This is a genomic window from Modestobacter sp. SYSU DS0657, from assembly GCF_054050925.1.
Genome location: NZ_JBJHAG010000016.1, coordinates 1 through 20,642, shown reverse-complemented (window position 1 = coordinate 20,642; position 20,642 = coordinate 1). Strand labels below are relative to the sequence as shown.

Genomic DNA, 20,642 nt, shown 5'->3' with positions numbered 1-20,642 from the left:
GCGGGGGCGGTCACTGGCGCCGGCCCGGCCCGCCGTGCAGGCCGCGGCGGGCCATCGTGGTGGTCAGCGCCGTCCAGGCCCGCACCGGCACCAGCCGGGCGGTCTTCATCAGCAGCGCCATCGGCAGCGGGAAGACGATCTCCGCCTTGTCCCGGGCGATGCCGTCGGCGATGGTCCGGGCGGCGACGTCGACCGGCACCTTGAACGGCATCGGGAACCGGTTGCGGTCGGTCATCCGGGTGGTCACGAAGCCGGGGTTGACCAGCTGGACGACGACGCCGCGCGGGGCCAGCGAGCCGCGCAGGCTCTCCAGCAGGCTGATCAGCGCGGCCTTGCCGGCGTTGTAGGCCTCCGAGCCGGGCAGCCCGCGGTAACCGGCGACCGAGGCGACCCCGACGAGGCGGCCCCGCCCGTCGGCGAGCATCCGCGGGACGACGGCCTCGAAGGTGTGCACCGCGCCCATCACGTTGATCCGCAGGTGCTCGGCGAAGGCGTCGGAGTCCCACGGTTCCACGTGGAACCCCGACCAGGTGCCGGCGTTGGCGACGACGACGTCGATGCCGCCCAGGGCCGTGCGCACCTGCTCGCCGGCGGCCACCGTCGCCGCCCGGTCGGTGACGTCGACCGGGACGGCGGTCATCCGGTCGCCGGCCACCTCGGCGAGCTGCGCGGCGTTGCGGGCGCTGATCGCCACACGCGCGCCGCGGTCGGCGAGCTCACGGGCCAGCGCCGCGCCGATGCCGGTCGAGGCGCCGGTGACCCAGATCCGTGCTCCGCTGATCTCCATGGCCCCAGCCTGGATGATGGCTGCATGGCACCGCGCAAGCAGCCCCGCCGGTCCGCTCCGCCGTCCCCGGGGGTCGGTCACGGCGAGTACGTGATGTACCCGGGCACTCGTGCCGAGGTGTACGACCTGCTCGAGCGGCTGTCCGCGGCCGCCGGCGACTCACCGGACTACGGGACGCCGGGGCTCAGCCTGGACCGGACCCGGCTGACCGTCCGCTGGTTCGGTGAGCTCCCGGCGCACGTCAGGAAGGTGGTCGACGCAGCGGGCGAGGAGCTCACTGTCGTGGTGCAGCGGACCGAGTTCCGCCCCGGCGACCTGCGGGCCGAGGCCGAGCGGATCGCCGCGGCGCATGCCCCGGTCGTCCAGGCGGCCAGTGCCCGGCCCGAGGGTGACGGCATCGACCTGCTCGTCGCGCCGGAGGCGGTCCAGGCCGCCGCCAGTGCCGAGACCGCCGTCCTCGACGCGGGGGTGGAGAGCGGCTTCCCGCTGTTCCCCGAGGCCGGCGAGGCCCAGCCGGGCTGACCGGCGTCGCCGCCGGGCTGCGGCCGACGACCCGGAGCGGGTCGGCCGCACCCCGGCAGCCGGTCAGAAGCCGGACCGCGGCACCCCCATGCCCGGGTCGATGCGTGTCGGACCCGACGCGGACGGCTCCACGTCGAAGTCGAAGATCCCGGTGGGCAGGTAGACCGTCGAGCACGAGTTCGGGATGTCGACCACCCCGGACAGCCGGCCCTCGATCGGTGCCGCTCCCAGGATCATGTAGCCCTGCTCCGGCGTGTAGCCGAACTTGGTCAGGTAGTCGATCGCGTGCAGGCAGGCGCGCTGGTAGGACAGGTGCGAGTCCAGGTAGCGCTGCTCGTCGTCCAGGGTCACCGACGTGCCGGAGAAGGCAAGCCAGCGCTCGTACCGCGGCTCGACGTTGCCCGGCAGGAAGATGGCGTTCTCGTGGACGCCGTAGGTCTCCATGCCGCCCTTGATCAGGTCGACGTGCAGGTCGATGAAGCCGCCCATCTCGATGGCGCCGCAGAAGGTGATCTCACCGTCGCCCTGCGAGAAGTGCAGGTCGCCGAGCGACAGCTTCGCGCCGTCGACGTACACCGGGTAGAAGACGCGGCTGCCCTTGGTGAAGTTCTTGATGTCCTGGTTGCCGCCGTTCTCCCGGGGCGGTGCCGTCCGCGCGGCCTCGCGGGCCACGCGGTCGTGGTCGTCGCCCTGCAGCGTGCCCAGGATGGCGTCCTGGGGCAGCGGCGGCAGCGCCAGGGGCGGCACCCGGTCGGGGTCGGTGTCGATCAGTGCCTGCTCCCGGCGGTTCCAGCGGGCGAGCAGCTCGGCCGACGGCGCGGTGCCCATCAGCCCCGGGTGCATGATGCCGGTGAAGGAGACGCCGGGGACGTGCCGGGAGGTGGCGGTCTGCCCGGAGAAGTCCCAGATGGTCTTGTAGGCGTCGGGGAACTGGTCGGTGAGGAAGCCACCGCCGTTCTGCTTGGCGAAGATGCCGGTGTAGCCCCAGCCCTGCCCGGCGAGCGGGCCGGAGTCCTCCTGGGGGATCGGCCCGAGGTCGAGGATGTCGACGATCAGCAGGTCACCCGGCTGCGCCCCCTCGACGTGGAAGGGGCCGCTCAGGCAGTGCACCCGGGACAGCGGCGCGTCGCGGATGTCGTCGGCGGAGTCGTCGTTGTGGATGGCGCCGTCGAACCACTCCCGGCAGTCGACGCGGAAGGTGTCACCCGGGCGGACGGTGACGTTGGCCGGGATGTCGGGGTGCCAGCGGTTGTGCCCGACGTACTGCTGCTCGGTGAACTTCTTCGACGAGTCGAGGGGGTAGACGACTTTCGGCACGGATGACCTCCGGGTCTGGGCGGTGTGCGTCCGGGATGAGAGCGCAGTGCGGTACGGCGTACGGGGTCGGCGTCACCGCCTCTCGCCGGCGGCGGGACCACCGGTGCCGGTTGCAGGGGCGTCCGGGTGGCGGGTCCGGGGCGCGTCGCCCTCCCGGAGTCCGGAGGCCGCTGCTCGGGCGTCCACCCGCCCGAGCAGCGTCAGCCTGTCCAGGATCAGCACGGCCCCGGCGTACAGGAGTCCCATGCCGGACACGGGACCTCCCTGCGTTGCTGAACGGGCGCCGCGCGGCTCAGGGGCTTGTCAGGGTCGGGGCAGGTGGCGGAGCGCGGGGTTGGCGGCCACCGGTGAGCGGCGGGCCGGTCGCGGGGCCGGGGAGGACACGACCTCGGGTTCGTCGCGGGTCCGCTCGGTCCGGTCGATCAGCGCGCGACGCGTGGGGTCGCCGAAGGAGAGGCGCGGCGCGGTGAACACCCGGACAGCGGTGGACCCGCAGGCCGGGCAGCGCGTGGTCGGTTCGGCGGTGCCGATCGGGAGCGAGTGCTCCGTCAGGCCGTGGTCGTTGCATCGGTACACGTAGGAAGCCATCGCCGTCCTCGTCACTCGCGGTGTTCGAGCAGGCGGCCACGTTCTCGGGGAGCCCGAGTGCGGGTCAAGGCATGTGAGGATCCCGAGGCGGGCCGGGCCGCCCAGCCGGGCACAGCCCCAGGCGTGCCTTCACCGAGCGTGTCATCCGGTCACCCGAACGCAGCGGGTGGCGTCACCCCGGGGTCGCGAGGCGGGTCGATCCCGGCCGGTCAGCGCTTCGGGTGATCCCGGCCGGTCAGCGCTTCGGGTGGTTGCGCCGGCTCCAGCTGCTCCAGGTGACGTCCTGGTTGTACGGGTTGCCGAGGATCTCGGCGTCCCGGCGGCTCTCCCGGGCCTCCCAGGCGACGTCCGCGCCGGGGTTGATCCGTGCTCCGCGGCGCCGGCCGGCCCGGTCCATCAACCAGGCCGCCAGCAGCAGCGCGGCGAGCACGAGCCCGGTGACCAGCCAGAAGACGACCATGCGCGATCCTGGCACATCCGGCCGGTCGGGTCCGTTTCGTGCCGCCTCGTGAGGTGACCTCTGGACCCGGGGCGTCCGGCTCGCGATGATCACGCGGTGCAGACCCGTCGCGCCCGGCCACTCGCCGCGCTCCTCGCCGTCCCGGCCGTGGCGCTGGTCGGGTGCGCGGACGCCTCGGCGACGCCGCAGCGTCCCGGTGCGCTGTCCGCGCCCCCGGGCCTCGTCGAGCTGCAGCCGCTGCCGGACCAGCCACCCGGCGTCCCCGAGGCCATGCCGCCGGAGCTGCTGGAACAGCTGACGTCCCCGCCGGTGACCGTGCAGGTGTACGGGTTCATCGACCGGGTGCGGGCCGCGGCCGGGGACTGCCCGGACTTCGGTGACGTGGAGATCAGTTCGGACCGCACCCGGTTGACCGTCCGCTGGTACGGCGAGCTGCCGCCGGCGGTGCAGGCGGTGGTCGACGACCCGGGCGACGCCGGCGTCGAGGTGGTCGTGGAGCAGACCCGGTTCCGCCCGGGTGAACTGCAGGCGGAGGCCCAGCGGTTGATCACCGACCACCCCGACGTGGTCACCGCAACGGGCAGCCGCCCGGCCGGCGACGGGATCGACGTGACGGTCCGCAGCTCGGCGGCCGACCGGCACGGGAGCCCCGAGCGCGCGCTGGAACACGCCGGCGTCCGCAGCGCGTTCCCGCTGTTCGCCTCGGCCGGCGACATCGTCCCCGCCGTCGCGGGTTGAGGGAGCGCTGTGTCGCTGCACGACTTCCCGCCGTCGGACGCCCCACCTCCCCGGCCGACACCGGACGTCGAGCTGCCCGCCTCCCTGCACCTGCCGCCGGTGACCACCTCGGCGGTGGCGTTCCTCGACCGGGTGCGGGCCGCGGCCGGGGACTCCCCGGACCACGGCGTCCCGTCGATGAGCGACGACCGGACCCGGGTGACGATCCGCTGGTACGGCGAGCTGCCGCCGGCGGTGCAGGCGGTGGTCGACGACCCGGGCGACCCCGGGGTGGAGGTGGTGGTCGAGCACATTCGCTTCCGCCCGGGTGACCTCTCGGACGAGGCGCAGCGCCTAATCCGGCTGCCGGGCGTGACCGGCGTCCGCCCGCACCCCGGAGGCGACGGGATCGACGTGGACCTCCTCCCGGGCCTGGTGGAGGCGGCCGGCAGCCCCGAGGCGGCAGCCGCCGCGCACGGGGTGACCAGTCGGTTCCCGCTCACCCTGCGTGCCAGGGCCATGCTGGCGATGCGGCCACCGGTCCTGGGGCCGGGGCTCGATGGCCGGATCCAGCGGCCCGGCTTCCCGCCGGGCGGCCAGGCCCCGCCGGCCTGACGTTCCCGCGGGAACGTCAGGTGGCGCGGGTCAGGCGGAGACCGGGCCGTAGGTCAGGTGCGCCACGCCGTTGCTCAGCGACTCGGCACCCAGCAGGCACAGCGACTGGGCCGTCCCCTCCGGGAAGAGCCGGATGCCGGTGCCGACGGCGAGCGGGTAGACGTAGAGGTGCAGCTCGTCGACCAGCCCGTCGGCCAGCAGCGCCCGCACGAGGGTGGCGCTGCCGCTCACGTACAGGTCACCGACGTCGCCCTTGAGCGCCCGGATGCGGTCGGCGTCGTAGCCACCTAGCGCCGTCGAGTTCCGCCAGACCGACTCGACGTCGGTGAGCGTCGAGCTGACCACGTACTTGGTCGTGTCGTTGAAGAAGGGAGCGCCCTCGTCGTCCTCGACCGTCCGGGTCGACCAGGCGGGCGCGAACATCTCGAAGGTCACGCGGCCGAGCAGGATGCCCTGCGCCGGCGCGGTGAGCGCGCCGATGGAGGCGGCCAGGTCGTCGGGGAAGCCGTGCTCCATCGTCCAGATCGGGGCGTCGACGACGCCGTCGACGGTGGTGAACTCGTGCACGCGCAGTGCGCCCATGGTGGTGCTCCCTCGGTCCTCGCCCCGGCCGGCCGCCGGATGCTGCCACGGGGAAGGACTGCCGCGACGTACGCAACTCATCGCCGCCACTCGGTACGGTCCGAGTCGATGGCACTGTCCGCGGCGCAGCTCGCCGACCTCTACGACGTGGAGAACGCCTGGGCTGAGGACGACGACGTGTTCCTCGCGTTCGCGGACGAGCGCCCGGGCAGCCACGTACTGGACGTGGGCTGTGGCACCGGCCGGCTGACCATCGCGATCGCGGCGGCCGGACACCGGGTCGTCGGGGTGGACCCGGATGTCGGCCGCCTGGCGGCAGCACGGCGCAAGCCCGGTGCCGAGGTGGTCACCTGGATCGAGGGCACCGTTGCCGACGTGCCCGGTGACCAGGTCTTCGACACGGCTCTGATGACCTCGCACGTGGCCCAGGCCATCGCCTCGCGGCGGGCATGGGCCGAGACGCTGGACCACCTGCACCGGCTCCTCCGCCCCGGCGGCCGGCTGGTGTTCGACTCCCGAGACCCTGCCTTCCGGGCCTGGGAACGCTGGACCCCGGACCGGCGGCGGGCCGTCCACCACCTGCCGGACGGCACGGTGGTCGAGTCCTGGACCGAGTGCACGATGCATCCCGGCGGGCTGGTGGGCCTCGTCGAGCGCCGGCGGCTGCCGGACGGAACGATGCAGACCGAGACGAGCGTCCTGGCCTTCCGCACCGAAGGGGAGCTGCGGGCCGACCTGACGAGGGCTGGCTTCACCGTCGAGCGGGTCTCCGGCGGCTGGCGCGGCGAGCCGGTCGGTGTTGGCGTCGGTGAACTCCTCGTCGTTGCCCGTCGGTAGCGCCTCAGCCGAGGAGGATGTCGACCAGCAGGTAGCCGTTGAGCCCGATGATCAGTACCGCGACCCCGGCGCCGGCCAGGGTGGTGACGCGACGGTTCACCCAGGCGCCCATCAGGTCCTTGCGGCTGGTCAGCCACAGCAGCGGCACCAGGGCGAACGGGATGCCGAAGGAGAGCACGACCTGGGACCAGACCAGGGCCGTCGTCGGGTCGCCGCCCAGGCCGAGCACCAGCAGGGCCGGGGCGAGGGTGATCAGCCGGCGGACCAGCACCGGGATGTGCTTGCGCAGGAACCCGGCCATCACAACCTGGCCGGCGTGGGTGCCGACCGAGGAGCTGGCGAAGCCGGCGGCGAGCAGGGCCAGCGCGAAGGCCAGCGCGGCGCCGCCGCCGAGCTGGTCGCCCAGGCCGGCGTGCACGCTCTCCAGGGACTCGATGCCGTCGCCGGCGGTGAACAGCTGCGCGGCGATGACCAGCATCGCGGCGTTCACCAGCCCGGCCAGGCCCATGGCGACCAGGACGTCGATCCGCTGGGCGCGCAGCAGCCGCCCCCGTCCGGTCCGGGTGCGGCCCTCGGTGACGACGTCGCCGTAGCGGCCCGGGGTGAGGGCGGAATGCACGTAGATGACGTGCGGCATCACGGTCGCGCCGAGGATGCCGGTGGCCAGCAGCAGGCTCTCGCTGCCGGCGAAGCTGGGCACCATGCCGGAGGCGACGCCGCCGGGGTCGATGCCCGAGCCCACGAGCGTGTAGGCGAACCCGCCGCCGATGACCAGCAGCAGCCCGGTGATCACCCGCTCGAACGGCCGGTACCCGCGCGACTGGGCGGCCAGCAGCACGAACGCGACGACGGCGGTGATCAGCCCGCCGATCGGCAGCGGCACCCCGAACAGCAGGTTCAGCGCGACCGCTCCGCCGACGATCTCGGCGAGGTCGGTGGCGATGGCGACCGCCTCGGCCTGCCCCCACAGGCCCCAGGTGACCGGCCGGGGCAGCCGCTCCCGGCAGTTGGTGGCCAGGTCGCGGCCGGTGGCCAGGCCGAGCTTGGCGGTGAGCGCCTGGATGAGCATCGCCATGAGGTTGGCGGCGACGATCACCCACAGCAGGGTGTACCCGAAGGAGGCGCCGCCGGAGAAGTTCGTGGCGAAGTTGCCGGGGTCGACGTAGGCGACGGCGGCGACGAACGCCGGGCCGAGCATCGGCCACAGCCGCCGTTTGGCGGCCGGGGGCGCCGGGGGCCGGACGTGCGGCAGCGTGCTGGTGAGGACGGCGGCCTCGGTCTTCGACAGGAACACGGCTTCCTCGCAGGCTGGCTCAGGGGGCTGGCTCCTCTGTGGCTGCCCGGCCCCCGGGGGCCGCAGGGGCCGACCTGTGGCCCCCGAGGGTCAGGCAAGCCTCAGCTCACGCCGGGACGATCAGCCCGCTGGTCGCCGTCCGGGACCGGGCGAGGCGCTGCTCCACGTCGGTCCAGTTCACGACGTTCCACCACGCCTTGACGTAGTCGCCCTTCACGTTCTGGTAGTCGAGGTAGAACGAGTGCTCCCACATGTCCAGCAGCAGGATGGGCGCCAGCCCCACGGCCAGGTTGCTCTGGTGGTCGTAGAACTGGTTGATCAGCAGCTTCTGGCCGACGGAGTCCCAGGTGAGCGCGGCCCAGCCAGAACCCTGGATGCCCAGCGCGGCGGCGGTGAAGTGCGCCTGGAAGGCGTCGAACCCGCCGAACTGCTCGTCGATGGCCGCGGCGACCTCGCCCTCGGGCCGGCCGCCGCCGTCCGGGCTCATGTTCGGCCAGAACACCGAGTGGTTGACGTGCCCGGCCAGGTTGAAGGCGAGGTTCTTCTCCTGCTGGTTGACCGTGTCGAAGTTCCCGGTCTCCCGGGCCTCGGCGAGCTTCTCCAGGGCGGTGTTCGCGCCGGTGACGTAGGTCTGGTGGTGCTTGTCGTGGTGCAGCTGCATGATCCGGCCGCTGATGTGCGGCTCCAGCGCGCTGTAGTCGTAGGGCAGGTCGGGCAGCGTGTACTCGGGCACGGGGTCTCCTCCGTCGCGGCGTGCGGACGGTGTGGGTCATCCCCGGGCCGCACGTCACCCCGGTGCCGGTCCGTGGCCCCCGCGGGTCAACTCCGGCGGGGCTGGCGGACCAGGGTCCAGATCGGCAGCTCGTGGTCGACGGCGGTGCGGGTGTTGTGCGTGACGGCGAACCCGAACCGCTGCAGCCAGCGGACGACGGTGGAGGTGTAGACCGTGGCCGCGGCCGGCACCCCGTCGGCGTCGCAGCGCTCGATCACCGGCTGCAGCACCGCCGCGCCGAGGCCCTGGTGCCGGGAGGCCGGGCGGGTGCCGACGGCGTGCAGCCACCAGTGCGGCTCGTCCGGCCGGCCCAGGGCGCCGAGCCGCTCGCTGGCCAGCACCACCGGCTGGCGGGCGCCGAACACCCGGGGCAGGTCGCGGTCGATCACCGCCTGCAGGTCCGCAGCGTGCGGCGGCGCGTCCGGGGCGGCCCAGGCGGCGGCCGAGTTCACGTCGTCGGTGACCCACGCGGTCTCGGCCAGCACCGGCACCAGCGCGCCCCACAGCTCCGCCCAGCGGGACAGCCGCTGGGTGCGGCCGTCCTCGGGCAGCGCCCAGGAGGTCCACCGGTAGTCGGGGTAGGCGGCGGCCAGGGTCGCCGCCAGCCGCGGGACGTCGGCCCGGGTCGCGCGCCGGACGGCGGGGGGAGTGCTCACCGGTCGATCAGACCACGGGCCCGCCCCGGCGGCCCCCTGCTCGCCGGACCCAGCCCGTCAACCCCCCTTCGCCGACGGCACAAGAAATGCGCTGACCGCGCAATCGACCATTTCCGCAGGTCGCTGGGCGTGCATTCCTGCTTCGCTCACGTCGTCCATTTTCGGATGCCCGAGAGGAAGACCGATGACCATTCCCGGCACGCCCTGCCCGATCACGATGCGGACCGCAGCCCCGACGGCGACCACCCTCGGCGACGCCGTCTACGAGCGCCTGATGCGCGAGCGGATCGTCTTCCTCGGCCGCGAGGTCGACGACGCCATCGCCAACGACCTGTGCGCGCAGATGCTGCTGCTCTCGGCCGAGGACCCGGCCCGCGACATCCACCTGTACGTCAACTCACCGGGTGGCTCGGTGACGGCCGGGCTGGCCGTCTACGACACCATGCGGTTCGTCGACTGCGACGTCGCCACGTACGCCCTGGGCATGGCCGCCTCGATGGGCCAGTTCCTGGTCACCGCCGGCACGGCGGGCAAGCGCCACGCCTTGCCGCACACGCGGATCCTCATGCACCAGCCCTCGGCCGGCCTGCGCGGCACTGCCGCCGACATCACCATCCAGGCCGAGATGCTCGGCCAGCTGAAGCAGCAGGTCAACGAGCTGCAGGCGGAGCACTCCGGGCAGGACGTCGAACGGATCGCCCGGGACTCCGAGCGCGACCGCTGGTTCTCCCCGGTCGAGGCGCGGGAGTACGGCCTGGTCGACCAGGTGCTCACGGACGTGCGCGCGTCGCCGCCGCGATGAGCTCGTCGATGCGACGGGAATGGGCGCCGCGCCAGTAGACCCGCCCGCAGCGGGTGCACCGGGAGAAGTCATCGGCGGTCTGCAGGGTCCCCGGTTCGAGCAGGTCGGCGACCTCGGCCCTGGGCACCGGTGTCAGCTCCCCGTTGCAGGCCGTGCAGCGGGTGAGCGGCGCCGGCTCCGTGACGAACCGGTCCAGCACGTCGGCGAGCTGGTCGTCCGGGTCGCTCCCGCGGACCAGGGCGCCGCGCGGCAGGGCCCGGCGCATCAGCAGGCCGCGGTCCTGGGTGAGCAGCACCCGGTCCTCGGCCGTCGCCTGCGCCACGAGATCCGGGTCGTCGGCGTCGTTCCGCCAGGCGGCGTCCAGCCCGAGCAGTCGCAGCCGCCGGGCCAGGGTCCCCAGCCCGACGTCGAGCAGGAGACCCCCGGCCGGCACCGGCTGCGGCCGGCCGACCGGCCGCACCTCCAGGACGGCGCCGGGGGCGGGGCGGGCGGTGCGGTCCACGGTGACCCCGTCGACCCGCACCTCGCCCACCTCGGTCAGCGGCACCCCGGCGGCCTGCACCAGGTGGGCGACGGTGGCGTCCGGGTCGTACCCCAGTTCCCGCTCGCCGGCCGCCCGGCACCGGAGGGGCAGCAGGAAGCGCAGCGACGGGTCGACCCGGACGACGGTCACGTGCGCGGCCTACCCTGCCGCGCCGTTGATCATCGGCGAGTGGTCGGCCCCGCCGGCGTGTCGGGCAGCCGATCGCCGATGATCAACGGGCGGCGGCTGGCCAGGTGGGCAGGGCCGCCGGCGTTCCCCGGGCCGACGCCGTCCGTTCCGCCGTCGTCACCCCGGCCCGGCTGCCCGGGCGGGAGGATGGAGGCCAGCTGGTCGGGGGCCGGCGTGCTCGTCCCCGACCTGGACCTGATCCCCACCGCGGTCCTGCGGGCCGGTGCGTGGGTGACCCGAGAGGAGCGCTGAGGCGTGGAGGTCGTCCTGCTGCCCACCCCCCAGGACTGCGGCCGGGTGGTGGCCGACGTTGTCGCCGGGTCGGTGCTCGCGGCGCTGGCCCGCGGCGGGCCGGTCGTGCTGGGCCTGGCCACCGGCTCCTCGCCGCTGCTGGCCTACCGGGAGCTGCTGCGCCGGCACGCGGAGGAGGGGCTGGACGTCACCGGGGTGCAGGCGTTCCTGCTCGACGAGTACGTCGGCCTCCCCGCCGGGCACCCGGAGTCCTACCGGCAGGTGATCCGCCGGGAGCTCACCGACGACCTCGGGCTGGACCCGGCGGTCGTCCACGGCCCGGACGGCTGCGCTGCGGACCCGGTGCAGGCCGGCCCGGAGTACGAGGCGCGCCTGCGGGCGGCCGGCCCGGTGGCGGTGCAGCTGCTGGGCATCGGCGCCAACGGGCACATCGGCTTCAACGAACCCGGGTCCTCGCTGGCCAGCCGGACCCGGCTGAAGACGCTGACCGAGCAGACCCGGCGGGACAACGCCCGGTTCTTCGGCGGCGACGTCGACGCGGTGCCCCGGCACGTGATCACCCAGGGGCTGGGCACCGTCCTGGAGGCCGAGCACCTCGTGCTGGTGGCCACCGGGGAGGCGAAGGCGGCCGCGGTCGCCGCGGCGGTCGAGGGCCCGGTGACCGCGTCGTGCCCGGCGTCGGTGCTCCAGCTGCACCCGCACGTCACGTTCGTCGTCGACGAGGCGGCCGGGTCCCGGTTGGAGCGGGCGGACTACTACCGGTACGTGCTGGGCAACAAGCTGCCGCAGCAGGGCTGGTGAGCGGGCTGGCAGCACCGCGGCCGTGTCCGAGCAGGCGCTGTCGACCTCCCGCCGCGACCGCTACGAGGTGGCGATGACCGTCGAACTGGGCGCTGGGTGAGCGACACGGAGCCGTGCACCCTCGCCGTCGGTGAGCTGGTGCTGCGGCCGTGGCGCACCGAGGACGAGGGGCCGGTGTGGGCGCTTGCGGCCGACCCGGCGTTGCGGCGGTGGACCGCGCGTGGTTTCGGCTCACCGGAGGAGGTGCGCGAGATGGTCGCCCGGCTGGCCGACTGGAGTGGTGGGAGCCGGGCGTCCTGGGCGGTGACCGACGCCGGCGGGGCGCTGCTGGGCTCGGTGTCGCTGCACTCGATCGACCGGGTGCGCGGTGATGCGCAGCTGGGCTACTGGATCGCGCCGGTCGCCCGGGGCCGGGGCGTGGCGGCGCGTGCGGCGGACGCGGTCTGCCGCTGGGCGTTCGCCGTCGGCATCGACCGGGTGGAGCTCTACCACGCGGTGGAGAACCAGGCCTCGGGCCGGGTGGCGGCCAAGGCGGGGTTCACCCGCGAGGGTCGTCTCCGTCGGTCGTACCGCTACGGGGACGGCGTCAAGCACGACGAGTTCCTGTGGTCGCGCCTGTCCGACGACCCGCCGCCCGCGCTCAGCAGCCGCAGCTGACCCCGGTCGGTGCGGTGAGCGGATCGACGGCGGGGCGGGTGAGGCCGGCTGCGGTCTCCACCGGCAGGCCCTCGCGGGCCCAGTACTCGAAGCCGCCGATCATCTCCCGCACCCGGAAGCCGAGCGTCGCCAGCGTGAGCGCGGCCCGGGTGGCGCCGTTGCAGCCGGGGCCCCAGCAGTAGGTGACCACCGGGACGGTGGGGTCGAGCTCGGCGGCGCGCGCGGTGATCTCCCGGCCGGGCAGGTGCAGCGCCCCCGGCACGTGCCCCTGTGCCCAGGCCTCGGTGCTCCGGCTGTCCAGCAGGACGAAACCCGGGCGCCCGGAATCCAGGGCGGCGTGGACGTCGGAGACGTCGGTCTCCACGGCCAGCCGGTGGGCGAAGTGGGCGGCGGCGTCGGCGGGCGGGGTGGACCAGTCGAGCGTCATGACGTCGAGGGTGGCGCGGTCCGGGTCGGCCGACGAGGGGCAGGACGGACAGGAATCGCAGCGATCAGGTCTTGACGGGAGTACCCCTGACATCTGAGATGTCAGTTGTGCCGATCAGTCCCGTTCCGCGCGTGCTGCTGCGTGACCAGGCCGCCCAGCTGATCCGCGCGGCGATCGTCAGCGGCGAGCTGGCGCCGGGCGCCGTCGTCAAGGACGCCGAGCTCGCCGCCCGGCTCGGGCTGTCGGTCGCCCCGGTGCGCACCGCCCTGGCCCGGCTCGCCGACGAAGGGCTGGTCGAGGCGAAGCCGCAGAGCCACACCCGGGTCACCCCGCTGGACCCCGGGCAGGTGCGGGACGCCGCCGTCGTCGTCCGGGCGATGCACGAGCTCGCCACCGGCGAGGCCGCCGGCCGCACGACGGCCGAGGACGTCGCCGCGATGCGCGCGGCCAACACCCGGTTCGCGGCGGCGGTGGCCGCCGGTGACCTCCCCGCCGCGCTGGCCGCCGACGACGAGCTGCACCAGGTGCTGCTGACCCGGTGCGGCAACGGCGCGGTGCAGGCCACCGTCGACCGGTTCACCCCGGCGGTCCGGCGGCTGGAGCGGCAGCGGTTCGCCGCGGCCCACGGGCGGGAGTCGGTGGCCCTGCACGACCGCCTGATCGCCGCCTGCGCGGCCGGGGACGTCGCCGACGCCGTCGCCACCACCACCGAGATCTGGACGGCCCTGCTGTCCGAACTGGAGGAGACTTCCGATGACACGAGCAGTTGACCCGCCCGCCGCCCCGAGGGCGACGACCCTTGCCGACTTCCCCCGCTTCCCGCTGCTGTTCGGCCCCTCGCCGGTGCACCGGCTGGACCGGCTGACCGAGCACCTGGGCGGCGCCGCGGTCTGGGCCAAGCGGGAGGACGTGAACTCCGGCATCGCCTACGGGGGCAACAAGACCCGCAAGCTGGAGTACCTGGTCGCCGACGCGCTGGCGCAGGGCTGCGACACCCTGGTGTCGATCGGCGGGGTGCAGAGCAACCACACCCGCCAGGTGGCCGCGGTCGCCGCCCGGGTCGGCCTGCAGTGCGTGCTGGTGCAGGAGAGCTGGGTCGACTGGCCGGACGCCGTCTACGACAAGGTCGGCAACATCCTGATCAGCCGGCTGGCCGGCGCCGACGTCCGTCTGGTCAAGGCCGGGTTCGGCATCGGGTTCAAGGAGAGCTGGGAGGCGGCGCTCGCCGAGATCGAGGCGCGCGGCGGGAAGCCGTACCCGATCCCGGCCGGGGCCTCGGACCACCCGCTGGGTGGCCTCGGGTTCGCCAACTGGGCGCACGAGGTGGCCGCCCAGGAGGCCGAGCTCGGGGTCTTCTTCGACACCGTCGTCGTCTGCTCGGTGACCGGGTCGACCCAGGCCGGCATGGTGGCCGGCTTCGCCCAGCTGGAGGAGGCCGGTGCCCGGCCGCGCCGGGTGCTCGGGATCGACGCCTCGGCGAAGCCGGCCGAGACCCGGGACCAGGTGCTGCGGATCGCCCAGCGGACGGCCCGGGCCATCGGCGTGCACCGGGAGCTGACCCTCGACGACGTCGAGCTGGACGAGCGGTACCACGCGGGCATCTACGGCATCCCGGACGCCGCGACGATCGCCGCGATGGAGCTGGCCGCCCGCACCGAGGGCATGGTCACCGACCCGGTGTACGAGGGGAAGTCGATGGCCGCGACCATCGACCTCGTCGGCCGCGGCGAGATCGACCGGTCGTCGACCGTGCTGTACGCGCACCTCGGCGGGCAGCCGGCGCTCAACGGCTACAGCGCCCTGTTCGGCTGAGCCCCGGGACCGGCGTGGGAGCATCTCGCAGGCCCTGCGTGATCACGCGCCGGAGGCTGGAGCAGGTGGACTGGAGGACGTCACGTGCCGCAGAGCAAGCGGGTCATGGTCACCGGGGGAGCCGGCTTCATCGGGTCGCACCTGTGCGACCGGCTGATCGACCTGGGCCACGACGTGCTGTGCGTCGACAACTTCTACTCCTCGACGAAGGCCAACGTGGCCCACCTGCTCGGGCACCCCCGCTTCGAGCTGATGCGCCACGACGTCACCTTCCCGCTGTACGTCGAGGTCGACGAGATCTACCACCTGGCCTGCCCCGCGTCCCCCATCCACTACCAGCGCGATCCGGTGCAGACCACCAAGACGGCCGTGCACGGCTCGATCAACGCGCTGGGCCTGGCGAAGCGGACGGGGGCACGCATCCTGCTCACCTCGACGTCGGAGGTCTACGGCGACCCGGAGGTGCACCCGCAGACCGAGGACTACTGGGGCCGGGTCAACCCGATCGGCCCGCGGGCCTGCTACGACGAGGGCAAGCGGGCCGCGGAGACCCTCTTCTTCGACTACTGGCGCCAGCACGGGCTCGACATCAAGGTGGTCCGGCTGTTCAACACCTACGGCCCGCGGATGCACCCGCAGGACGGCCGGGTGGTGTCGAACTTCGTGGTGTCCGCGCTGGCCGGCGAGCCGCTGACCGTCTACGGGGACGGGTCGCAGACCCGGTCGTTCTGCTACGTCGACGACATCATCGACGGGCTGGTGGCGATGATGGACAGCCCGCGCGAGGTCACCGGGCCGATCAACCTCGGCAACCCCGGTGAGTTCACCATCCGGGAGCTGGCCGACCTGGTCGTGGAGCTGAGCGGCTCCACCTCGACGCTGGACCGCCGGCCGCTGCCGGTCGACGACCCGACCCGGCGCCAGCCGGACATCACCCGGGCCCGGGAGTCGCTGGGCTGGGCGCCGACGGTGGAGCTGCGCGAGGGCCTGGAGCGCACGATCGAGCACTTCCGCGCCGGCGTGGGCTGATCCGGCGCGGGGAACGACCGCGTGGACTCGCCTCCGCCCCCTTCCCGGCTCAGAGCGGGACGGCGAGGCCCTCGGGGCTGGGCTGCTGCAGCGCGGTGACAACGTCGGGCCGCATCGGTTCCAGCCCGCTGCCGGCCAGGACGACGTCCCGGGCGAGGGCGTGCCAGCGCTGCGCGCGGCGGATCATCGCGTGCCCGCCGGGGACGGTGAACCGGGCCACCCGGGCGCCGGCGCGGCGGGCCCGGACGGCGAAGTCCGCGGAGAGCCTCGCGGGCACCCAGCGGTCGCCGCTGCCGTGCGCGATGACCACCGTCTGCTCGCGCAGGTGCATGACCGGCTCACCGGGCGGCGTCCACGGGGCCAGCGCGCAGACGGCGGTGACCGCGGGCTCGCCGCCGGCGCGGAGCACGGCGCGGCCGCCCATGGAGTGGCCGACCAGCACGATCGGCACGTCGGTGCCGTGCTCCTCGCGGAGCTGCCCGATCGCCCAGCGGACGTCCTGGAGGGCGTCGGCTGCCTCACCGTTCCAGCCGGCGACCCGGTAGCGCAGCAGGGCGGTGCCGATGCCGCGCTCGGCGGCACTGCGGTGCACGAACTCCTCGAACGCCCGCATCCGGACCAGGCTCAGCGCGCGCTCGCGGGGCGGTTCCACGCTGCTCACCGTGCCGCCGTGGCAGAACAGCGCGATGCCGGAGGTCTCGCCGGCCGCCGGCCGCTGCTCCAGCGCCGGGGAGCCCGGGTCGGGTCGGTGGGCGTCGGGCGTGGCGGAGGCGTCCATGTCCACAGTCTCGCTGTCGTCCTCGGCGTCGTCTGGTGCTCGGCGTCGTCTGGTGCTCGGCGTCGTCTGGTGCTCAGCGTCGGCGGCGCTTCCCGCCCAGCTTGGTGCGGGCCCGCTCGCCGAGGTCACCGGCCTTGAGCAGCCCGTTGCTGACGGCGTTCGGGCCGTTGCGCCGCTGCAGGGCCTCGCCCAGGCCACGGAGCACCTTGGTGGCCAGCGGGGCGAGGACGGTCAGGATGACCCACATGCGGAACCGGCGGGTGAGGAAGAGCCACATGATCAGCAGTCTGCCCTGATCCGCCCCTGCGCAACCGGGTCGGTCCACGAGCGGCCAGCGCAGGTGGACGTCGGCCGCGCCCTCCGCGGGGAGGCCCCTCGGCGGCGCCCACGTACCGGGCCTAGCCAACCGCGGTCAGGGCCTCGCGCACCGAGGGCCAGCCGGCCAGCGCGTCGTGGACGCCGGGGTGCGTCTCCTCCGCCAGCGCCTGAGCGTGCGCCCGGGCCAGCACGTCGTCCAGCAGCACGGGCGCACCCGTGGCGGCCGACTCGACCGCCGCCTCGACCATGGCCAGGCTCATCACGTTCTCGTGCACCTCGCCCATCGGCGTCTCCCCGGTGCGCAGCGCGGCGCAGAACACCGCGAGCGCGCCGGCGATGTCGCTGTGCGGCGAGCGCGGGCGGTCGGTGGCGGTCACCTCGGCGTCCAGCACCGGCTCGGTCTCGCCGTCCCACAGCGCCGTCCCGCGCTCGGCGCTGACCCGCCAGGCGCCGTTCCACGACGTCTCCGCGCCGGGCGCGCACCACGAGCCGGTGAAGGAATAGCGCGCGCCGTCGGCCATGGTGAACAGCGCCGTGGCGTTCGCGTCCCCGGCGTACCAGCTCCACGACGGGTTCCACGACGAGCACCACGCCGACACCGGCTCGGCGCCGAGCAGGTACCGGGCCGTGTCGAAGGCGTGGATGGCCATGTCGACCAGCAGCGGCTGCGCCATCGCGTCCCGGAACCCGCCGAACCGGGGCGCCCGGAAGAACTCGGTGGTCAGCGTGCCGACGGCGCCGAGGTCCTGCACCAGCCCGCGCAGCGCGGCGACCTGCGGGTTCCACCGCCGCGACTGGCTGACCATGAACAGCTCACCGCTGACCTCGGCCGCCGCGGCCAGTGACAGCGCCCGGGCCAGGGTGTCGGCGGCGGGCTTCTCACCCAGCACCGGCAGGCCGGCCAGCAGTGCCGCGGTGGTGACCGGGTGGTGGGCGACCGGCACGGTCACGTCCACCACCGCGGCCGCGCCCGTCCGCGCCGCCAGCCCGACCGCGTCGGTGCCGATCGGCAGGTCGGGCCGGCCCAGCTCGGCGGCGGCCCGGCCGGCGGCGGCGGTGTCCAGGTCGACGATGCCGACCAGCTGCACCTCGGCCGAGGCCTCCAGCGTCCGCAGCCAGGCCCGGCCCATCGCCCCGGCGCCCACGGCGACGACCGGCAGCGGCGCGTGCTCCCCGCAGTCGACCCGGCGGTGGGTGCCGCTCACGCCCCGCCGTACCCGTGACCGGTGAAGAAGTCCTCGGTCTCATACCGCAGCAGGGTCGGGTACGCCCGCTCCGGGCGGTCGGTCCGCGCCCACTCGACGGCGTTGGAGATGACCCGGCGCACGCCCTCGTGGTGGTAGACCGGGTAGTCCTGGTCGCCGGGCCGGAAGTAGAAGATCTTCCCGTGCCCGCGCCGGAAGGTGCACCCGGACCGGAACACCTCCCCGCCGGAGAAGGTGGACAGGAACACCAGCTCGTCGGGGGCGGGGATGTCGAAGAACTCCCCGTACATCTCGTCCTCGTCGATGACCATCGGGTGCGGGATGCCGCGCGCGATGGGGTGGGTCGGGTCGACCGTCCACACCAGCTCGCGGTCGTGCGCGCTGCGCCAGCGCAGCGTGCACGTCGTCCCCATCAGCCTGGTGAAGATCTTCGACCAGTGGCCGGAGTGCAGCACGACCAGGCCCATCCCCGACAGCACGTGCCGGTGCACCCGCTCGACCACCTCGTCGGCGACGTCCGCGTGCGCGGCGTGCCCCCACCAGGTGAGGACGTCGGTGCCGGCCAGCACCTCCTCGGTCAACCCGTGCTCCGGGTCGCCGAGGGTCGCGGTGCGCACCACGACCTGCTCCCCGAGGTTGGCCTCGATGCCCTCGGCGATGGCACCGTGCATGCCGCTCGGGTAGCGAGCGGCCACCTCGGGCTCGCGCTGCTCGTGCACGTTCTCGCCCCACACGGTCACGCGCAGGGGCTGGGCGGGGACGGTCACGGGAGCTCCTGACTGCTGGACGCCGGTCACTTGACCGCGCCGCCGGTGACGCCCGCGGCGATGTAGCGCTGGGCGAGGACGAGCAGGACGACCGCCGGCAGGGAGGACAGCACGGCGGTGGCCATGACGGTGCTCCAGTCGCTGACGTAGGTCCCGATGTACTGGTAGAGCCCGAGGGTGATCGGGCGGACCTCGGCGTTCGTGGTCAGCGTCAGGGCGAAGAGGAAGTCGCCCCAGGTGAAGAGGAAGGTGAACATCCCGGCGGTGATCAGCGCGTTCCGGCTGATCGGCAGGATGATGTGGAAGAAGGCGCGGATCGGGCCGGCGCCGTCCATCCGGGCCGCCTCGGTCAGCGAGGGCGGGATGCTGCCCATGAACGACCGCATGATCAGGATGCCGAACGGGATGCCGGCGGTCGAGTCGGCCAGGATCAGCCCGGGGATCGAGTTGAGCAGGCCCAGGTCGTTGTAGGCGCTGTACAGGGCGTTGGCCACGACGATCCCGGGGATCATCTGGCTGATCAGGATCCCGAACAGCACGATCCCGGCCCCGCGCACCTTGAAGTGGGCCAGCGCGTAGGCCGCCGGGGCGGCGATGAGCAGGCTCAGCACGACGCTGCCCAGCGAGACCACCAGGCTGGTCATCAGGTTGCCGCCCTGGTCGGCGATCGCGGTGGAGTACCCGTCGAAGCTCAGCGCGAAGGGGAACCACGAGGTGCTCGCCGCCGACCCCGCTGGCTGCAGCGAGACGTTGAGCATCCAGTACAGCGGGAAGAGCAGCACCGCGAGGATGGCGATCCCGGCGACGGTGTAGCCCCACGGCCCGCGAGCGCCCGCGGTCCCTCGCCGCCGTCTCTTCCGGGCCGGGGCGGTGTCGGGCAGGGGGAGGGTGGCGCTCAGCGACACGGGGACCTCACTCGTCCAGGGCGCGGCGGTTGGCGCGCAGGTAGAGGACCGCGAACACCAGCGAGACGACGATGAGGATGTTGCCGGCAGCGGCACCCTGGCCGAAGTCGAACTGCTGGAAGCTCAGGTTGTAGGACTGCGTGGCGATGGTCTGCGTGGAGTTGGCCGGCCCGCCCTCGGTGAGCCCCAGGATGATGTCCAGGGCCTTGAGCGTGTAGACGACGCCGAGCACCAGCACGACGGTGACGACCGGCCGCAGCAGCGGCCAGGTGACGTACCGGAAGGCCCGCCAGCGGGTGGCGCCGTCCAGGGCCGCGGCCTCGTAGAGCTCCTCGGGGATGTCCTGCAGACCGCCGTAGAGGATCGTCGTGTTGAAGGGGATGCCGATCCAGATGTTGACGACGACCACGGTGATCAGGGCCAGCGAGGTGCTGGTCAGCCAGCCGGGGTTGGCGTCGGTGACGCCCAGGCCACCGAGCACCTGGTTGAGCACGCCGGTGTCCTTGTCCAGGATCCAGCGCCACACCGCGCTCGCCGCGATGAGCGGGATGAGCCACGGCAGGAGCAGCAGCGAGCGCAGCAGCCCGCTGAGGGGGAAGCGCTTGCGGAAGAACAGGGCGATGGCCAGCCCGAGGACGAACTGGCCGAGGATCGACCCGACGGTGAACAGCACCGTGTTCAGCGCGGCCTTGGTGAACACCGACGAGCCGATGACCTCGCGGTAGTTGTCCAGGCCGACCCAGGGCGCCTCGCCGGTGACGAAGGTGCGGGTCGTGTACTCCTGGAAGCCCATCAGGGCGTTCTGCACCACGGGGTAGCCGAAGAACAGCAGCATGTAGACGACGGCCGGGACCAGGAACCCCAGCTGCAGCAGCCGCTCCCGCGACCGGGTCGAGCCGCGGCGCGTGGGCTCCTCCTCGACCTCGGGCCCCGCCGGGGGGGGGGGGGGGGGGGGGGGGGGGGGGGGGGGGGGGGGGGGGGGGGGGGGGGGGGGGGGGGGGGGGGGGGGGGGGGGGGGGGGGGGGGGGGG

General features: G+C 73.8%; 26 protein-coding genes. 10 read left to right on the top strand and 16 right to left on the bottom strand.

What is annotated here, in order from left to right; genetic code table 11:
- Positions 1-10: 10 nt before the first annotated feature.
- The gene (locus tag ACI79A_RS11705; RefSeq protein WP_457083249.1) at positions 11-787 is read right to left on the bottom strand and encodes an SDR family NAD(P)-dependent oxidoreductase; all 777 of its coding nucleotides are present in this window, start codon (positions 785-787) and stop codon (positions 11-13) included.
- Positions 788-811: 24 nt separating this feature from the next.
- On the opposite strand from ACI79A_RS11705, the gene ACI79A_RS11700 reads away from it, so the two are divergent.
- Positions 812-1,309 carry a hypothetical protein gene (locus ACI79A_RS11700; protein ID WP_457083247.1) on the top strand — a complete coding sequence of 166 codons (498 nt, stop codon included), beginning with the start codon at positions 812-814 and terminating at the stop codon, positions 1,307-1,309.
- A 63-nt stretch (positions 1,310-1,372) separates the two neighbouring features.
- Here ACI79A_RS11700 and fmdA read toward each other — a convergent pair whose 3' ends face one another.
- The 3 genes from fmdA to ACI79A_RS11685 form a co-directional block, all read right to left on the bottom strand.
- Positions 1,373-2,626, bottom strand: a complete 1,254-nt coding sequence (gene fmdA, locus ACI79A_RS11695; RefSeq protein WP_457083245.1) for a formamidase — start codon at positions 2,624-2,626, stop codon at positions 1,373-1,375.
- Positions 2,627-2,929: 303 nt separating this feature from the next.
- Positions 2,930-3,214, bottom strand: a complete 285-nt coding sequence (locus tag ACI79A_RS11690) for an FmdB family zinc ribbon protein (protein WP_457083243.1) — start codon at positions 3,212-3,214, stop codon at positions 2,930-2,932.
- 235 nt (positions 3,215-3,449) lie between these two features.
- Positions 3,450-3,674 carry a hypothetical protein gene (locus tag ACI79A_RS11685; RefSeq protein ID WP_457083241.1) on the bottom strand — a complete coding sequence of 75 codons (225 nt, stop codon included), beginning with the start codon at positions 3,672-3,674 and terminating at the stop codon, positions 3,450-3,452.
- 96 nt (positions 3,675-3,770) lie between these two features.
- Between ACI79A_RS11685 and ACI79A_RS11680 the strand changes: the two genes are divergently transcribed.
- On the top strand, positions 3,771-4,412 hold the full coding sequence (locus tag ACI79A_RS11680; protein WP_457083239.1) for a hypothetical protein: 642 nt from the start codon (positions 3,771-3,773) through the stop codon (positions 4,410-4,412).
- Between the two features lie 9 nt (positions 4,413-4,421).
- Positions 4,422-5,006 (top strand): hypothetical protein, encoded by a 585-nt coding sequence (locus tag ACI79A_RS11675; RefSeq protein WP_457083237.1) that lies wholly within the window; start codon positions 4,422-4,424, stop codon positions 5,004-5,006.
- Positions 5,007-5,036: 30 nt separating this feature from the next.
- On the opposite strand, the gene ACI79A_RS11670 is transcribed toward ACI79A_RS11675, so the two are convergent.
- Entirely contained in the window at positions 5,037-5,588 is a 552-nt protein-coding gene (locus tag ACI79A_RS11670; protein WP_457083235.1) for a dihydrofolate reductase family protein, read from the bottom strand.
- A 108-nt stretch (positions 5,589-5,696) separates the two neighbouring features.
- Between ACI79A_RS11670 and ACI79A_RS11665 the strand changes: the two genes are divergently transcribed.
- Entirely contained in the window at positions 5,697-6,425 is a 729-nt protein-coding gene (locus ACI79A_RS11665; RefSeq protein ID WP_457083233.1) for a class I SAM-dependent methyltransferase, read from the top strand.
- Between the two features lie 4 nt (positions 6,426-6,429).
- On the opposite strand, the gene ACI79A_RS11660 is transcribed toward ACI79A_RS11665, so the two are convergent.
- The 3 genes from ACI79A_RS11660 to ACI79A_RS11650 form a co-directional block, all read right to left on the bottom strand.
- Positions 6,430-7,719, bottom strand: a complete 1,290-nt coding sequence (locus ACI79A_RS11660) for an Nramp family divalent metal transporter (protein ID WP_457083231.1) — start codon at positions 7,717-7,719, stop codon at positions 6,430-6,432.
- A 106-nt stretch (positions 7,720-7,825) separates the two neighbouring features.
- Positions 7,826-8,452: a superoxide dismutase gene (locus ACI79A_RS11655; protein ID WP_457083229.1), complete on the bottom strand. Its 627-nt coding sequence runs from the start codon at positions 8,450-8,452 to the stop codon at positions 7,826-7,828.
- Positions 8,453-8,538: 86 nt separating this feature from the next.
- A complete protein-coding gene (locus ACI79A_RS11650) occupies positions 8,539-9,147 on the bottom strand; it encodes a GNAT family N-acetyltransferase (RefSeq protein ID WP_457083227.1) in 609 nt (202 codons plus the stop codon).
- A 184-nt stretch (positions 9,148-9,331) separates the two neighbouring features.
- Here ACI79A_RS11650 and ACI79A_RS11645 point away from each other — a divergent pair, with 184 nt between their 5' ends.
- The gene (locus ACI79A_RS11645; RefSeq protein ID WP_457083225.1) at positions 9,332-9,949 is read left to right on the top strand and encodes an ATP-dependent Clp protease proteolytic subunit; all 618 of its coding nucleotides are present in this window, start codon (positions 9,332-9,334) and stop codon (positions 9,947-9,949) included.
- Here ACI79A_RS11645 and ACI79A_RS11640 read toward each other — a convergent pair.
- On the bottom strand, positions 9,918-10,622 hold the full coding sequence (locus ACI79A_RS11640) for a Mut7-C RNAse domain-containing protein (RefSeq protein WP_457083223.1): 705 nt from the start codon (positions 10,620-10,622) through the stop codon (positions 9,918-9,920). The genes ACI79A_RS11645 and ACI79A_RS11640 overlap by 32 nt on opposite strands.
- Positions 10,623-10,916: 294 nt before the next feature.
- Here ACI79A_RS11640 and nagB point away from each other — a divergent pair, with 294 nt between their 5' ends.
- Positions 10,917-11,714, top strand: a complete 798-nt coding sequence (gene nagB, locus ACI79A_RS11635; protein WP_457083221.1) for a glucosamine-6-phosphate deaminase — start codon at positions 10,917-10,919, stop codon at positions 11,712-11,714.
- A gap of 96 nt (positions 11,715-11,810) precedes the next feature.
- Positions 11,811-12,371, top strand: coding sequence for a GNAT family N-acetyltransferase (locus ACI79A_RS11630; protein ID WP_457083219.1), 561 nt, complete (start codon positions 11,811-11,813; stop codon positions 12,369-12,371).
- Here the strand turns inward: ACI79A_RS11630 and ACI79A_RS11625 are convergent.
- Positions 12,355-12,798 (bottom strand): rhodanese-like domain-containing protein, encoded by a 444-nt coding sequence (locus ACI79A_RS11625; protein ID WP_457083217.1) that lies wholly within the window; start codon positions 12,796-12,798, stop codon positions 12,355-12,357. The two genes, ACI79A_RS11630 and ACI79A_RS11625, sit on opposite strands and share 17 nt — an antisense overlap.
- 131 nt (positions 12,799-12,929) lie before the next feature.
- On the opposite strand from ACI79A_RS11625, the gene ACI79A_RS11620 reads away from it, so the two are divergent.
- From ACI79A_RS11620 to ACI79A_RS11610, 3 genes are all read left to right on the top strand, one after another.
- Positions 12,930-13,568 (top strand): GntR family transcriptional regulator, encoded by a 639-nt coding sequence (locus tag ACI79A_RS11620; RefSeq protein ID WP_457083215.1) that lies wholly within the window; start codon positions 12,930-12,932, stop codon positions 13,566-13,568.
- A complete protein-coding gene (locus ACI79A_RS11615) occupies positions 13,552-14,610 on the top strand; it encodes a 1-aminocyclopropane-1-carboxylate deaminase (protein WP_457083213.1) in 1,059 nt (352 codons plus the stop codon). Before ACI79A_RS11620 ends, ACI79A_RS11615 begins: the two co-directional genes overlap by 17 nt.
- Positions 14,611-14,694: 84 nt before the next feature.
- Complete coding sequence (locus ACI79A_RS11610) at positions 14,695-15,639, top strand: UDP-glucuronic acid decarboxylase family protein (protein WP_457083211.1); 945 nt, start codon at positions 14,695-14,697, stop codon at positions 15,637-15,639.
- Positions 15,640-15,688: 49 nt separating this feature from the next.
- On the opposite strand, the gene ACI79A_RS11605 is transcribed toward ACI79A_RS11610, so the two are convergent.
- The 6 genes from ACI79A_RS11605 to ACI79A_RS11580 all read right to left on the bottom strand — a co-directional run bounded on the left by ACI79A_RS11605 (position 15,689) and on the right by ACI79A_RS11580 (position 20,447).
- Positions 15,689-16,417, bottom strand: a complete 729-nt coding sequence (locus ACI79A_RS11605) for an alpha/beta hydrolase (protein WP_457083209.1) — start codon at positions 16,415-16,417, stop codon at positions 15,689-15,691.
- Positions 16,418-16,490: 73 nt separating this feature from the next.
- Positions 16,491-16,694 carry a hypothetical protein gene (locus ACI79A_RS11600; protein ID WP_457083207.1) on the bottom strand — a complete coding sequence of 68 codons (204 nt, stop codon included), beginning with the start codon at positions 16,692-16,694 and terminating at the stop codon, positions 16,491-16,493.
- A gap of 121 nt (positions 16,695-16,815) precedes the next feature.
- The gene (locus tag ACI79A_RS11595; RefSeq protein ID WP_457083205.1) at positions 16,816-17,940 is read right to left on the bottom strand and encodes a Gfo/Idh/MocA family protein; all 1,125 of its coding nucleotides are present in this window, start codon (positions 17,938-17,940) and stop codon (positions 16,816-16,818) included.
- The gene (locus ACI79A_RS11590; protein WP_457083203.1) at positions 17,937-18,707 is read right to left on the bottom strand and encodes a ThuA domain-containing protein; all 771 of its coding nucleotides are present in this window, start codon (positions 18,705-18,707) and stop codon (positions 17,937-17,939) included. The genes ACI79A_RS11595 and ACI79A_RS11590 overlap by 4 nt, the downstream gene beginning before the upstream one ends.
- Positions 18,708-18,733: 26 nt before the next feature.
- Positions 18,734-19,612, bottom strand: coding sequence for a carbohydrate ABC transporter permease (locus tag ACI79A_RS11585; RefSeq protein ID WP_457083201.1), 879 nt, complete (start codon positions 19,610-19,612; stop codon positions 18,734-18,736).
- 7 nt (positions 19,613-19,619) lie between these two features.
- On the bottom strand, positions 19,620-20,447 hold the full coding sequence (locus tag ACI79A_RS11580; RefSeq protein WP_457083199.1) for a carbohydrate ABC transporter permease: 828 nt from the start codon (positions 20,445-20,447) through the stop codon (positions 19,620-19,622).
- Positions 20,448-20,642 lie beyond the last annotated feature (195 nt).

Bases quoted from the DNA above. Each gene is read 5' to 3' on its own strand.
- ACI79A_RS11685 (WP_457083241.1), bottom strand. From the start codon at position 3,674: ATGGTCGTCTTCTGGCTGGTCACCGGGCTCGTGCTCGCCGCGCTGCTG.
- ACI79A_RS11670 (WP_457083235.1), bottom strand. From the start codon at position 5,588: ATGGGCGCACTGCGCGTGCACGAGTTCACCACCGTCGACGGCGTCGTC.
- ACI79A_RS11615 (WP_457083213.1), top strand. From the start codon at position 13,552: ATGACACGAGCAGTTGACCCGCCCGCCGCCCCGAGGGCGACGACCCTT.
- ACI79A_RS11605 (WP_457083209.1), bottom strand. From the start codon at position 16,417: ATGGACGCCTCCGCCACGCCCGACGCCCACCGACCCGACCCGGGCTCC.
- ACI79A_RS11600 (WP_457083207.1), bottom strand. From the start codon at position 16,694: ATGTGGCTCTTCCTCACCCGCCGGTTCCGCATGTGGGTCATCCTGACC.
- ACI79A_RS11645 (WP_457083225.1), top strand. From the start codon at position 9,332: ATGACCATTCCCGGCACGCCCTGCCCGATCACGATGCGGACCGCAGCC.
- ACI79A_RS11625 (WP_457083217.1), bottom strand. From the start codon at position 12,798: ATGACGCTCGACTGGTCCACCCCGCCCGCCGACGCCGCCGCCCACTTC.
- ACI79A_RS11700 (WP_457083247.1), top strand. From the start codon at position 812: ATGGCACCGCGCAAGCAGCCCCGCCGGTCCGCTCCGCCGTCCCCGGGG.
- ACI79A_RS11665 (WP_457083233.1), top strand. From the start codon at position 5,697: ATGGCACTGTCCGCGGCGCAGCTCGCCGACCTCTACGACGTGGAGAAC.
- ACI79A_RS11690 (WP_457083243.1), bottom strand. From the start codon at position 3,214: ATGGCTTCCTACGTGTACCGATGCAACGACCACGGCCTGACGGAGCAC.
- ACI79A_RS11580 (WP_457083199.1), bottom strand. From the start codon at position 20,447: ATGCTGCTGTTCTTCGGCTACCCCGTGGTGCAGAACGCCCTGATGGGC.
- ACI79A_RS11705 (WP_457083249.1), bottom strand. From the start codon at position 787: ATGGAGATCAGCGGAGCACGGATCTGGGTCACCGGCGCCTCGACCGGC.